The sequence below is a fragment of the Rufibacter hautae genome (assembly GCF_008271695.1).
Lineage (GTDB): Bacteria > Bacteroidota > Bacteroidia > Cytophagales > Hymenobacteraceae > Nibribacter > Nibribacter hautae.
Genome location: NZ_VKKY01000002.1, coordinates 1366947 through 1380484 on the forward strand (window position 1 = coordinate 1366947; position 13538 = coordinate 1380484).

Sequence of the window (13538 nt, forward strand, 5' to 3'; positions counted from 1 at the left end):
AGAAAGGCCGCTCTCATGAGCGGCCTTTCTGTTTTAGAGCTGTTTTGGGGAAAGTAACCCTAACACCTATTTAGCGCTGGTCCACTTGAGGTAGCTTTTCTTCTGGGCCTCGGTTGCGGTGGGTGCTAAGTCAGCTCTCAACTTAATGGTCTGGTCTTTAAGCAAGGTCACCGGCAGAATCATCAGCTGACCACTTCTATTAATCACCAGCTCCAACACATCGCCCACGGCGTAGGCCGGAATGGATTTGTTGATATCATCCGCCACGCGGTACCCGTTCAGGCCAATAATCTCATCATTGACGTTAAGGCCCGACTGCCAGGCGCTGCCATTGCGGTTAACGGTGGTCACCACGGGTTTGCCGGTGGTGGTGGAGATGCCCGCGCCCAGCAAAGGATTGTTGGTGCCTTTGTTCACATCCGTAAGGGTAATGCCCACGGCGCTGAAGAAGGTGTTGTAATCCGGGGTTTCCACGCCGTACACGTAGCGGCGGAAGAAATCATTCATGGAGCCGCCCGTGAGCTTCTCTATGCCCTGCTGGAATTCCTGATCGGTGAAGCCGCGCTTCTTTTTCTTGAAGTACTCGTCATACATGGCTTTCATGGCATCATCCAGGCTTTTGGTGCCATTGGTGGCCTTCAGGATCTCCATGTCCAGGAGCATGCCGAGGAGCGCGCCCTTGCTGTAGTATGAGAGGTGCGTGTTGTAAGAGTTCTCATCTGGGCGGTACTGCTTGATCCAGGCGTCAAAGCTGGACTGGGCTGCCGATACTACTTTGTTCCCCGGGGTGTTTTCCACGCTGGTGATGCTGCTCCCGATCTTCTCCAAATGCTCCCGCTCTGAGGTGAAACCGGCCCGGCGCATAAGGATATCGGCGTAGTAAGAGGTAAAGCCCTCAGAGACCCACAGCATACGGGAGTAGTTTTCCTGATTGTAGTCAAATGGACCCAACGCAATGGGCCGCAGGCGCTTCACGTTCCAAAGGTGAAAATATTCGTGGGCCACCAGGTTCAGAAAGCCTTCATAGCCTCTCTCGGTACCGTAGGCGGTGCGGGTGGCGTGCAGGGTAGTGGAGTTCAGGTGCTCCAATCCGCCGCCGCCGCCCTGCAGGTTATGGACGATGAACAGGTAGTAGTTCACCGGCAACTCTCCGAACACCTTGGCCGCTTCCTCGGTCACCTTCTTCATATCGGCGGTGAGGCGCTGGGCGTCATAGTTGGCGTCGCCGTACATGGCTACCTCGTGCTTCACGCCATTGCTTTCAAAGGAGAGGATTTCATGGTTCCCGATCTCAAAAGGAGAATCGGCGAGGACATCATAGTTGGGCGCTTTGTAGGTGAAAGGCTGCCCCGCTACGGCCGGCAAGCCCGTGGACACTTTGCTCCAGCTTTTGAATGGCACCACGGTCACGGTAGAAGGCAGGTCTTTGTGGCCCTCGGGGTACATGAACACGCTGGTGCCGTTCAGGTAGCCGTGGCTCGCGTCAATGAAGCTAGTGCGCACACTCAGTTCAAAGGCATAGACTTTGTATTTCACAGTGACGTCTTTGCCGCCTGAGGCCACGCGCCAAGTATTTTTGTCCAGCTTTTCAGAGGAGACGCGGTTACTGCCTACATACGCCTCAAAAGCCTCCACGTTCTTGGGAAATTCACGAATAAGGTAAGAGCCCGGGGCCCATACCGGCAAGGTAAGGTCCAGGTTTTTGCCTTTGAAGTCCTCCAGCCGCATTTCCACCTCAAAGTAGTGGGTCTGTGGCTCGGGCATGGAAAGGCGGTAAGAGAGTTTAGGCGCCGCGGAGGCCGAGAAAGCCACTGCCAACAGCAGAAACACTCCGGCCGCCCAGGAATGGATTATTTTTTGCATAAGGTTGTTTGGGTAGTAAGTACAAGGACGCATAATACGGCTAAAAAGCGGCTTAAACAAGGAAATGACCGTCCTTGGTAACCACAGCCCGCGGCAAATACGTATGTACAACAAAGGAAAATTATATGAAGAAAATATGGATCCTCTTTGGGGTACTCCTTTCTGTGCTCATTCTGTACAAAGTCTTTTTCGCGTCTGATACTTCTATGGGCGGAGCCGTAAAGCGAACCAGTTCTGACGGAGGTGACCACGCCTTCCACAATGACTCTACGCTGGCGCACCCTGTCCGGAACGAAGCCGCTGCTCCTGGGCTTAAGGTTCTCAAAGGAAACTACGTTTCTAAGTCAGACAGCCTCGTGGCTTTTGCACTACAGCGCTATGGAACGGAGTACACGTATGGCGGAGTCACCGAAGAAGGGTTTGACTGCTCTGGCTTTATCACCTATGTCTATACCCATTTTGGGATGAACATTCCGCATGGCTCCTCGGCGCAGGCTAAGTTAGGCGAAAGCGTACCCGTGCAAGAGGCAAAGAAAGGCGACCTGGTCATCTTCACCGGCACAGACCTTAAGGACCGCACGCCCGGCCACGTGGGCATTGTGATCACAAACCCACCCAAAGCTGTGCAATTTGTGCACTCTTCTTCTAATGGCGGCGTGAAGGTAAGCGAACTGGAAGGAACCCTTTACCAGGACCGCTTCCTGGATATTAGGCGGGTAATTCCTTGATTATGGTGCGGCTGTTTAGGGCTTTAGTTTAGAAAATCGGCCTTTAAACAGTCTAAACCGGGTCTTTGCCTGTGGGCTGGAATCTGCTTTCAGGTTAGGTATTCTCCAACTGAAAACTTCTTTTCTCTCCTTCTCCTTAGCAAGCTGTATTTTTTTGGGGTACAGGTTGAGATTCTTACTTAGCCTCATTCGTTAAATACAAATTACAACTTGCTGACAGTCAACTAAATCAAAACAAAATCAAAAAATAAAGGCAAAAAAATACCCGGCCACTGCAGTAGCCGGGTATGGAATCCTTTGAAATGGTATCAAGCGACACGAAAGAGAACTGCCTCTCAGTCGCATTTGGCTACCTCATGCCGGATTCGCCAGTAGACGAAGTCTAGTTAGCAAGCTTCAACACGGTTAACGGTTGACACATGAGCTAGGCTTAATACATTTTTACTGGGATTAGACACTTTTACCTCCTTTCTTTTAGTCCGACATAAACCCGACCGCTCACACCAAGTAAATTATGGGTTTGCCAGAAGGGCCCGGAGCACTCGCTTCCGTTTTATAAAGTTAAAAGACGGAAGGATAGTTCAAAAGGTTTGATGAAAAAATTTATGTTTTTTATTTACCGGCAGAATCCCTGGATTTGAAGAATACATAGACCCAGGCCAAGGCCAGCATAAACTCCCCCACCGCGTCTAACAGGTAGACATCTCTGATGACTTCATGGGTGGCATACCGCACGTCAACGGCACCCAGGCCCACGGCGCTGAAAAAACCCAACACCCCGGCGCTCCGCTCCTCCTGCCGCTGAAAGGCCGCCGTGAAAAGGGCTGCCCCAATGGCCAGCACCAGAATACCCACTGTTACCACCAGCCACACTTCTTTCTTGGGCCCCGTGACCGCCAAAAAACTGGGCATGTGCACCAAGGGCCAGATTCCGGTAAGAGCATAATAAATGGCTTGTATGATGAGCAGCGGTTTTCGCATGAATTGTCTGTTTTTAGGCTACTTTCAACTAATCTACGGCAAACCGCACCGGTTGATTATTTTTGGATTATAATTTGCTTATATTTAGAAAACCATAAAAAACAAACAACAACACGTATGAGAAAGATCTTTTTGTTTGCCCTTTTCCTTTGCCTTACCTCCACCCTTGGTTGGGCTCAGAAAAAATCTCCAATTGGCGTTTGGACCAACGAAGAGAAAGAAGCCCGCTTTGAGATTTACCAATGCGGCGATAAACTGTGCGGAAAGATCATTTGGCTCAAAGAACCCAATCGGGATGGCAAACCAAAAGTGGATCAGTTCAACCCAGACCCTAAACAGCAGAAGCGCCCGATCATGGGCTTGGTTTTCCTGAAAAACTTTGGCTCTGTAGGCGGTGACAAATGGGACGATGGTACTATCTACGACCCTAAATCTGGCAAGACCTATTCTTCTTACATGAAACTGCTGGGCCAGGACAAACTGGAAGTGAAAGGCTACATTGGCATTTCGCTTATCGGGCGTTCTCAGACCTGGACGCGGGTACAATAATCGGTTTAAGGCCTAAAAGCAAAGCGGGAACCTCTGATGGGGTTCCCGCTTTGCTTTTAGGCCCGTGCTTCAATTGGGGGAAAGAGCACCAACTTAAAATCTTTTCTGGTGATAGAATGAGGTGAAGAGAATACTACAGTAGGTCCAGGATGGTGATCTTTTTGTCTCTGAAGATAAAAGACTCTCCCTTGGTTTTACCGGCCATGGCCTGGAAAACCGGCGAGGCCGCCGAAATAGCGAAGTACTTCTCCCCATCCACGTTGATCTCCCCCAAACTCACCGAGATAAAGTAGTTTTGGGCGTCTGTGCGCACAATGGAGCCTAGAGAAACATCCTCGTTCACTTTGCTGCGCACAATTCGCTTAAGGATACTCAGTTTCCCAATGGCCTCATCCAACTGCTTGGCAAACATATCCCGCTGGATCTGGCAAGCCTCCCTGAAGGACTCAAACTTATCTTCAATAGCCCCCTGGCTTTCATTGGCGCTGGATTGGGCTTCTTCCATGGCTTGCCGGGCGTGGTCTACAAAATCGGTCTGCTGGCGCAGGCACTCGTCTAATAACCTATGTTTTATATCTAGGTCAAGGGCAGTTTCAGTAGTCATAGACATAGTTTTATAAGGTACAATTGTTTAATATATCCAACATGATTTTAGCTGTCTGCAGAAGGTAAAACCTCTGACTAAAGACAGGGCGTTTACAGGCTATTTTGAGGAAAAGAGACGTAAAACAGCAAAGGAGCAATTCAGAAGAACTTGCAAAGCTTTAAACTGATAAACTAAACTTTTGTTGGCAAAAAACAATCAAAAAAGAAGAATAATATTATTACAGTTTTAAAACACGCAGTTGTTTGTACGTGCTGCCGTATATAAGCCGCAGGATATAAGCCCCGGCACCCATATCTGCGATGGAAAAGGAGGAACCCGCAGGCACGAACGTGCGGATGTGCCGGCCAGCCATGTCATAGATGGAGACCTGCGCAGGCACGCCCTGCCCTCCTTTGAGATTCACCACGTCCTGGGTGGGATTGGGGTACACCAGCACCGTCTCCAAGTCAGTGGGAATCACCGAGGCATCTTGTTGTACCGCGCTAACTGATTCCAAAAGCCATTGGTCTGGGTCTACCTCAATACTGAGGACCTCGCCGGGTAACGTGAATTGGTAATCCTGGCTTGGCTGGTTCTGCTGCACTACCACCACCGTATCTTTCACAGATGTACTGATCTTGTATTCCACCTCGGTGGTGAAAAAAGGCGTGACCTGGCTGGAACCTGTCTGTTGGCTCCTGAGGAACAGCTGGTTTCCTTTTTGGGCCCAGGAGATATTGAAGACTGGGAATCCTTCGCCGTACACCCATTGGTCAAAAAAGTACTGCAGCGAACGGTCGCTTACGCGCTCCACCACTTTCTGGAAATCACGGGTAGTGGCCACTTTGTGCCTGAATTCATTTCGGTAAGCCTGCAGTGCCTGGAAAAACAGGGCATCGCTCTGTAGCGTGTGGCGCAGCATGTGCAGTACCATGGCGCCCTTGCGGTAAGAAAGGGCAGCACTGAAGATGCGGTTCACGTTGGTGCTGTCTTTCACAAACACCGATCCCTGCGGTTGGGTCAAGGCACTCTGAACGGAGCGGTTCAGCCAGTTCAACCTTTGCGCTGGTAGAAGCCTTTCAATGGCCAGGAACTCGCCATAGGAGGCAAACCCCTCATTAAGCCAGATGTGGCTCCAATCGGCGCAGGTGACTTCGTCTCCCCACCACTGGTGCGCCAGTTCATGGGCTGTTAGGGAAAACTCGAAGGTAGATTGGGTGGTCATGGTCTGGTGCTCCATACCGCCGCCAATGGGTGCCATGCTGTGCCCGTACTTCTCTTTGTAAAAAGGATATAGCCCGAACAACTCAGAAAACAACTGAAGGAACTCCCCGGTGCGGTCTACCTCGGCTTTGTAGGTGCCCAATGCCCCCGGATACAAGTAGTTCTGCACCAGCATGGGCTGCGCCGCACCCGGCAAAGGCACCTGGTAAGAATATTCCTCGTACTGGCCCACCGCCACTGAGATCAGATAATATGCAATAGGATAGTTCGATTTCCACTCATAGCGGTGTTTCTGGTTGCCCATGGGCGTTACCCGCTGCAGCAGCCCGTTAGAACCTACTTTGTTAGACACATCGGTGGTCACCCACACTTCCACAGAATCGGCTTTGTCTTCCAGTATTTGTTTCACCGGGAACCACTCATGCGCGGCAAACGGCTCACTCAGGCTCCAAGTCACCTGCTGGTTCCAGGGTTGGGCCAACTCGGTATTCAACCCGTTCCCAATGGCGGCTTTGGCCCCCGAAGGTGCCCTGCCGGCATAGAACACCTGCACTTTGAATTTATCCTGCCTTGCTTTAATCGCGGGCAGCACCACCACTACCTCAGACCCGCTCCGGCGTACGGGACAAACTACTCCGTCCAGCAGCACCCGCTGGATGGTGAAATTGGGGTGCAATTCAAAGGCGAACTCGGTTAAACTATTGGCCTGCACGGAGGCATACATCGTTACACTACCGCTTATGTCCAGCGCGTTTCTTTCCAGCCCCAGGTCCAGTTTATACCAGTGCATGTCATACTGGCGCATGAGTTCCCGGTGCTCCTCAGAGGTGATGCCATCGGCGAGTAATATGGGGGTGCCGGTGATGCGGGCAGCGGCGCAGGAGTGCTCTTCCACCCTTTGAGCAAAAAGGCAGGTAAACGCACCTATCAGCCAGAAAAACAGGGCTAATAATAGGCGCTTAGAGGCATGAATGTAGGAATGAGTGGGTAAGGGTGCTATCATACTCCTGCTATACGGTGGTGCGTGTAAAAATAGTATGTAGTAAACGCACAAGAGGCCTGAAAATTACTTCCAGGCCTCCTTACCAAACCTATTGATAAAACTTTTACTGCACCACTACTTTTCCAGATTGGGCGGTCTTCCCCAGCTGTAGCTGCACCACGTAAATGCCTTTGCCGTATTTGGCCAAATTCAGCCGTTTGTAGTATTGCCCCTGCACCGCGCCTAGGTCTTCCTGGTGCACCGTCTTGCCCTGGCTGTCTACCACTCGTACTTGTGCTTTGGTCTTCTTTTGCGAAAAGAAGGTAAGATTCACCTCCCCGTTGGTGGGGTTGGGGAAGAACTGCAGGTCCAGTTTGGCCGGCACTTCGGCCTTTTTCTTCTTGCTCTTCTTGGAAGCTTTCAAAGACTGCTTCTTATCAATCGGGCTACTCGCTTTAGATGGTCTGAGGATGATGATGTTGTTCTGGTCAGAGTTCCTGAGTCTAATGACGTTGTATTCTCCGGTTTCCAAGGCTTCTCCTGCCCTTCCAGGCCTAACTCTTATAACTTTCAGGTTGCCCTCGGCACCTTCCTTCTCAACCCTTATGGTTTCGTTCAAATGAAACGTATCGGCTTGCAGTTGAAGGACGCTGTCTATCCTGATGAACCTATGCGGACCTATGAGGGAATCAATCCTGGTGGTTTCGCGGAAGACCGCCGGATGGCCCATCATCCTTACAGCCTGGATCCTGTCTCCTATCAGACTGTCAATCTCTATGGTGCGGGCCTCAAAGATTCTGCAAGGGTTACCTTTGGTGAAAATGGTATCTGAAATCGCTCTCCTGAACACCACAGCTCTAAGGGAATCCTGACCTCCGGTGGCAAGGTAACGGGTGCTTTCAAATCCTTTAGCGGTAGATAACCTCAGAGGTTTCAGCTCTTTTGCTCCCATGCATTTGAAGGGGACGCCGCTGGCCTCCAATCTTTTCACTGCCTCCTCATACGTCATTCCCTCGGCAATGGTGAGGGTAGTGTCCAGCACAAAGTAGGTGTCCCCTTCCTGCTTCACTATTTTCACCCGGGCCTGTTTGCCTTGGCTAGCCTTGGTTCTCTCGTTGTCTTTCTCCTTCGCCTTCTCCTGGGCCTGGGCTGGTAGAAAGGCGGCTGAGGCAAGCAGCAGCAGGGTGAACATGCTTAGCAATGTGTATTGTTTCTTTCTCATAACAATTGTAATTTAGGTGGAGCTATGGTGTTGATTCATACAATATTACCGGGTATCTTCTTGGAAAGAGGTTAAGACTCCGTTAAAGTCTGTTAAAGAAAAGTTAAAGTACGCTTGGTCGAAACACCTTCATTAGACTCATTAAACCCAGTTTTTGGCCGCTCTAGGAAGTTCTGGTAAAACAATGGCAAAATATTTTCCCCGAGAACGAGAAAACCCCAGCCAATGGCCAGGGTCTTCCTACGAAACAATGGGTTACCCCATCATTCCCTAAAGATACGGATTCTGCTAGAATTTCTGTTGTTTCAAATGTAGAGGTGCTACCTACAGTACATACTATATTTTGGGTAGCTGTGAACCCCATTTTTCTATAATCCACTTCTTACCCAAAGGCACCTCCCAAAATTAATTTCAAATGGAAACTACTATTGATAAAATAATGAATCCAAGTAACTGGGAGGCTTATGCAGCAGTGTATGCTGCAGTCCTTTCCACAATTTTAGCATTAAATAGTACTTTAAAAAAGAGAAAGTATTCCTCAATTAGATTGTTTATTGAGTGCAGAGAAACTAAAGACAAAAAAGAAATAAATATTCTAAGTATCTTAGTTGCTAATGTATGTTTTAGACCTGTTACTATTACAGAAATCAGTTTTGGAATTGGGAATGACTATTACTTTCAAACAATTATATACACTCATAAGTGTGAACCAGCAATAGAATTATAAGAAAGTGAACAGTTTATAACAGACATTTAAAAGCAAAATATTACCAGTAAAGCTGAATTCATTTCAAACGATGAATTAATGTTTAAGAGATTATGGGTAAGTGTAAAATTAAGCTCAGGTAAAAGAATTTTTAAACCTGTCATTTTAGATCCCAGATCATATAATATACCTTCTCCACGTAACAACAAAGATTATTTAATAACTGCTCAATTTTTCAGCAGAGACTTATTGCCTAGGTATGATAAGCTTTGGGAATTAAGAATGAGATATCGTCATAAGTAGAAGTAATCATAGGTTGAAGTCAAAATACCCAGTTCCCTAACCCGCATCATGACTAAACCCTTAACTAATTTTCTTATTAATCAAATCAATGATCTTTAGTTTATTCTTTTAAGAATATTCACATCAAACTACCTAAATTGAATATTTGAGACTTAAAACTTAAAAATATGATTCTTGGATTAGAACACCTTCTACATCATCTCCTTACGGATGGATTAGGATATTTGGAGAAGAAATACATTGAACCACCTATATCAAATATATCAAAACAAGAAACAGGATTTATTAGGGTCTCTCAAGAAGGACGCAATTATATTAGTCAATTAATTGAAACAATAAAGAAAGAAAAAAGAATTCCAGAATAAATTTTCAAAAAAAGACCCAAAAAAAAGTTTATAACTTTCTTAAAGATTGCAATCAACTCAAGTTAATTACAATGAATTATATTTCTAATTAACTAAGAACAAAACATATTGAATTTGGTAATTTATATAAATTACAAAGAAGACAAAAACATAATTCTAACAATCAATAAAACTCATAAAACAACCTATTTAAAATATTATCCATGTATAAACCAAAATAGTTATTTAGAATTATCTTGGAGATAAATCCTGAAATAAGTGAATAGGTTTAGGTTAAAGCATTGTAAAAAGCCTGGGCCTCCTCTGCGACCTTTGCCGCTTTGTCGGTCCCGTTGATGATCTTTCTGGCGCCCAGGTAATCCGTCCCTTGGGCATTGATGAAGTCGCTCAGTTTGGCCCCGGTGAACCAGCCGTCCCGCATGCCGCACACGATGTTGCAGGCGGCAATGGCCGGCTCCATGATGCGGTCAGGGAACTGCACCAGGTCCACCCCGGCATGCACCCCACAGCGGCGGTAATTGACCTTACCCGTGGTCTGGCAAAGGTCCCGGCCGCGGTACTTCCACCCGTCCCCACTTGCCTCATCTCCGTTGCCCATCCGGTTGGCGTAGCAGTTATTGGCAATGGCCTTGGGGTTGTGGGCCAGTTTCTTGACCAGGGCGGTGGGCACCTTCACCTTTGCCTTGGGCACCACGGCGTAACGGCTGGGCCAAGTGTTGGCCAGGCCTTGGGCCGAGTAGTTCAGGTTCTCTAACACCGGCTGCATCCGTCCGCCGGTCTCGTGGAAAACGGTGGCCAGCACGTAGGCGATCTGCATTAAATCGGTGACGTTCCTTTTCCGGCACTCAGCGATGAGGGCGTTGATGGTGTCCACCTGGGGTTGGGCCAGTTTTCCCTAAAACAGGCCCTGTTTGTTCTGGTTGTAGAAGGCTGCGGTTGCCATGTTATTCAGCTTTGATGGGTACAGATTCCTTTTGTTCCTCCAGTTGGATGTTGTCCACGATGTGCGCCCCTACCTCGGAGCGAAGCCGGTTCATGAGCCAGCGCCTAAGGAAGCCGGCCAAGCCCCCGTCCTGCAGCTTCAAGTCCGTCATGTGCTTGAGAATATCCTGCGCACGATGTAGGAATAGCCAACCGAAGAGCAGATGGCTCAAAGGGCTGTAATTTGGGTAGAACTTGATGGCGTGATGGATCATGGAGAGCAGCAGCACATCAGATGCCACCATCCCGAAGGTGCGGCGGAACTTCTTCACGCTGAATGGTTCTCCTTTGATCTTTTTGGAGACCAGGTAGCCGTAGCGGGCGTTCAGCAGTTCCATGCCGATGATAAGCAGCGCGGCCCCCGGCGGCTCCCACACCCACTTGGCCATGAAGACGAACAGGCCGGTAACGGCGGCTCCCACCAAGTTAAGGAGCAAAGACCAGGCAGGCATGGCTTTGATGCCCAGGACCGTGATCAGATAGTCCCGGCCGTTGGTAAAGCCCCATTGCTGGAAGATCTCCGATAAGAAGCCGCCTTTGTTCATTTTTAGTGGAGCGAGGTAAAGTTTAGTTTAAGCGGTGATCCGGTACTTTTTGAAATAAGTTTTGATGATGGTACTTTCCTCCAGAACCTGGGTCTCGGTCTTCCCGGTGTTCTTCACAATGAAAATCTCCCCGTAGCTGCCCAGGTAGGATGCCGTGGAAACGCCTGCCGAAAGGTTGAAGGCGTTGGTGGAGTAGCCCGCCACGTCGGCCACGGTCGTAGTTGTCGCCGCACCGACCGATACTCCGTTAACGAACATCTCGAACTTGCTTGTGCTGCCGGTCTTTGTGTGCCGCAACTCTATCAGGTTGTTTTGCCCAGGCATGTAGGCGTTCACGGCGCTGTTGAAGTTGTTGCTGCCCTACCGGCTGACTACGATTCTGTTCGGGCTGCCGGAGCTGTATGGGAGCTGAACCAAGAAACCGGCCGCCGTTCCAAGCGTCTGCTTGGTGCCCAACAGGTTCCGGGTGGTGGCCCCTATCAGCAGACTGTTGGGATTGAACACGGCGAACAGGGAGTAACTCTCCTCCTAGTGCAGGAAATTCCAGTTTGTCCGCGTGCCGTCCGTGATGTCCGCTGCCTGATCTATGGTCGTTATGTATGGCCTGCCGTTCTGGTAGGTGGTCTCGTACACGTTCCGGTCACTGGCCCCGGTGAGGGTGATACCATTTATCAAAGACCGGATGGACTGAATGCGCAGGCCTTGGAAATACGCGGTGTTCTCACTGGGAACCATCCAGAAGTAGGCCCCCGGTATGTCGGCCAGGTTGATCCCGGTGTACCGGCCCCCCCTTAGTTTGAACCCTTTGATCTTGGTCATTACAGTTTCATGTACTGGTTATAACATCACCCAGGTCAGGGCCGTGGCGGTGGCAGGCACCACGTAGATCTTCACCCCGTCGTTCGCGGCGCTCGCCTCCACCCCAGCCGTGGTGCCGGTCACGCCAGTCTCCTTCACGATGGTGGTCGCCCCACCTGGGAGACGGCCCCGCCCGACTTACGGAAGGTGGATTTCATCTCTATGGAGGCCATGATCAGCCCGTCCGCGTCCACCCCCATGATGTTGGTCACCATCAGCAGGGCATTCCCGTTGAAGGGCATGGTGATGAGGATGTCAGATGAGGTGTTGGGCTGCTGAAGGAACGCCTTAACGGTGGAAGTGGTCACCACCTTACCCTGCCGCACCTTGTAAGATACGCCAATGAGCGCATCGGTGTCGAATTTCTCCACCGCCACGATAACCTCATCGTTGGTCTTGGTGCGGGCCTTCAGGAACATCTTGCCCGTTGTTTTGTCCTTGATCTCCAGGGCGCTTTCCATGTTGGTGTTGAGCAGGATCTCCAGTTTCTGGTTGTCCTGCGCCTCCAGCACGGACTCCGAAGCCACCACCTCGAACTTGCCGGAGAGGCCGGCAGAGCCTACCTTCAACACGCGGGAGGTGGTACCAAACTGAAGCAGGTAAGTACCGGCCACTTTACCATCAGCGCCCCGGTATTGCAGGGCCCCGGTGGCAGTCCCGCCCGCCGTGGCCACGATGGCCGCCCAAACCATCTTCAGGGCCGAGTTCAGCGTGAGGGCGTACCCCTGTTGCCCGGCCACGGGAGTAGGCAGACTGGAGTTGTCCGGAGCCGCCCCCCCCCCCCCCGTCTGCCACGTTCACGAAGCCTACCAACAGGCCCCCTGCAGGGAGTTCCGGGTCTGGGGCAGCTTTGGTTACCTCCACCTCATCTCCTAGCTTCTGCTTGAAAACGGTAGGACTGAGGGTGGTGTCCAGGTAATAGAGGTCTCTTCGGCGTTTGCCAGCGGCAGCGTTGTTAAAGGGGAAAGAGGTCGCGGCCTTGTCTGTGGTGGTCCCGTTGTAGGTCACCTTGGAGGCGGCAAGGTTTACTGTGCCTCCCCCGGTTCCGTTGGTTACTGTCAGGTCTGGTTCCTTTGACCAAGAGTACCCGGCCGGGGCATCTTTTATGTCGGATTTAAAGGCGACAACCCCTAAGTCAGTCTCGTCCACCGTCACCTTCAACCCTTTGTCGCTCCATTCGATCTTTACCACATTTGAGGTGTTCTGCCCGATGCCCGTCCCCATGAAGACGCGCTTGCCTACGGAAGTCACCAGTTCATTGATGGCCTTTTTGATAGTAGTGGCAGTTGTGGTGAGTTTGGCTGTCCCTAAGAAGTTCTTAATATATGACCATATTCCACCGGAGCTAACCAGGTTCACGCTGTTTTCGGTTGGGGCCTCATCTACCAGTAGGATCTCAGCCGTGGCGCTGGTGGCGGTTAGGCCCATGCCGGGAAGGTCAAAGCCGGGAAGGTCAAAGCCGGGAAGGTCAAAGGCCGTGGCAACGTCCAGAAGGTAGAAGGTGCCGGTCTCCAGCTGGGTCACCGCCGGGAAAGCGGAACTCGGTTTGTAGGAAACCCACCCGTTGCGGGTGTTGTTCGTTTTGTAGACGGCCCGTAGGTTGGTTTTCCATGTCTGGTCCGCCAAGACCAGATTGGCTCTTGTG

The 13538-nt window shown here is 50.3% G+C and carries 15 protein-coding genes; 4 read left to right on the plus strand and 11 right to left on the minus strand.

Annotated features, from left to right (window positions below):
• Positions 1-66 precede the first annotated feature (66 nt).
• Positions 67-1863, minus strand: a complete 1797-nt coding sequence (locus FOA19_RS14515; RefSeq protein ID WP_149091503.1) for a M61 family metallopeptidase — start codon at positions 1861-1863, stop codon at positions 67-69.
• Positions 1864-1988: 125 nt separating this feature from the next.
• Here FOA19_RS14515 and FOA19_RS14520 point away from each other — a divergent pair, with 125 nt between their 5' ends.
• Complete coding sequence (locus tag FOA19_RS14520; RefSeq protein WP_149091504.1) at positions 1989-2591, plus strand: C40 family peptidase; 603 nt, start codon at positions 1989-1991, stop codon at positions 2589-2591.
• A 612-nt stretch (positions 2592-3203) separates the two neighbouring features.
• On the opposite strand, the gene FOA19_RS14525 is transcribed toward FOA19_RS14520, so the two are convergent.
• Positions 3204-3572, minus strand: a complete 369-nt coding sequence (locus FOA19_RS14525) for a hypothetical protein (RefSeq protein ID WP_149091505.1) — start codon at positions 3570-3572, stop codon at positions 3204-3206.
• A 117-nt stretch (positions 3573-3689) separates the two neighbouring features.
• Between FOA19_RS14525 and FOA19_RS14530 the strand changes: the two genes are divergently transcribed.
• Positions 3690-4121, plus strand: coding sequence for a DUF2147 domain-containing protein (locus tag FOA19_RS14530; RefSeq protein ID WP_149091506.1), 432 nt, complete (start codon positions 3690-3692; stop codon positions 4119-4121).
• Positions 4122-4254: 133 nt separating this feature from the next.
• On the opposite strand, the gene FOA19_RS14535 is transcribed toward FOA19_RS14530, so the two are convergent.
• From FOA19_RS14535 to FOA19_RS14545, 3 genes are all read right to left on the minus strand, one after another.
• On the minus strand, positions 4255-4725 hold the full coding sequence (locus FOA19_RS14535; protein ID WP_223808909.1) for a hypothetical protein: 471 nt from the start codon (positions 4723-4725) through the stop codon (positions 4255-4257).
• 220 nt (positions 4726-4945) lie between these two features.
• Positions 4946-6934, minus strand: coding sequence for a M1 family aminopeptidase (locus tag FOA19_RS14540; RefSeq protein ID WP_149091508.1), 1989 nt, complete (start codon positions 6932-6934; stop codon positions 4946-4948).
• A gap of 103 nt (positions 6935-7037) precedes the next feature.
• On the minus strand, positions 7038-8135 hold the full coding sequence (locus FOA19_RS14545) for a T9SS type A sorting domain-containing protein (protein WP_149091509.1): 1098 nt from the start codon (positions 8133-8135) through the stop codon (positions 7038-7040).
• A 415-nt stretch (positions 8136-8550) separates the two neighbouring features.
• On the opposite strand from FOA19_RS14545, the gene FOA19_RS14550 reads away from it, so the two are divergent.
• Positions 8551-8862 carry a hypothetical protein gene (locus FOA19_RS14550; RefSeq protein WP_149091510.1) on the plus strand — a complete coding sequence of 104 codons (312 nt, stop codon included), beginning with the start codon at positions 8551-8553 and terminating at the stop codon, positions 8860-8862.
• A 449-nt stretch (positions 8863-9311) separates the two neighbouring features.
• On the plus strand, positions 9312-9509 hold the full coding sequence (locus tag FOA19_RS14555; protein ID WP_149091511.1) for a hypothetical protein: 198 nt from the start codon (positions 9312-9314) through the stop codon (positions 9507-9509).
• A 268-nt stretch (positions 9510-9777) separates the two neighbouring features.
• Here the strand turns inward: FOA19_RS14555 and FOA19_RS14560 are convergent, their stop codons facing one another.
• The 6 genes from FOA19_RS14560 to FOA19_RS14585 all read right to left on the minus strand — a co-directional run bounded on the left by FOA19_RS14560 (position 9778) and on the right by FOA19_RS14585 (position 13519).
• Positions 9778-10383, minus strand: a complete 606-nt coding sequence (locus FOA19_RS14560) for a hypothetical protein (protein WP_149091512.1) — start codon at positions 10381-10383, stop codon at positions 9778-9780.
• 70 nt (positions 10384-10453) lie between these two features.
• Positions 10454-11035 carry a hypothetical protein gene (locus FOA19_RS14565; protein ID WP_149091513.1) on the minus strand — a complete coding sequence of 194 codons (582 nt, stop codon included), beginning with the start codon at positions 11033-11035 and terminating at the stop codon, positions 10454-10456.
• Positions 11036-11062: 27 nt separating this feature from the next.
• Entirely contained in the window at positions 11063-11359 is a 297-nt protein-coding gene (locus FOA19_RS14570) for a hypothetical protein (protein WP_223808910.1), read from the minus strand.
• Between the two features lie 204 nt (positions 11360-11563).
• Complete coding sequence (locus FOA19_RS14575) at positions 11564-11854, minus strand: hypothetical protein (protein WP_149091515.1); 291 nt, start codon at positions 11852-11854, stop codon at positions 11564-11566.
• A gap of 134 nt (positions 11855-11988) precedes the next feature.
• Positions 11989-12633, minus strand: coding sequence for a hypothetical protein (locus FOA19_RS14580; protein WP_149091516.1), 645 nt, complete (start codon positions 12631-12633; stop codon positions 11989-11991).
• Entirely contained in the window at positions 12515-13519 is a 1005-nt protein-coding gene (locus FOA19_RS14585; protein ID WP_190300442.1) for a hypothetical protein, read from the minus strand. Before FOA19_RS14585 ends, FOA19_RS14580 begins: the two co-directional genes overlap by 119 nt.
• Positions 13520-13538: the final 19 nt, after the last annotated feature.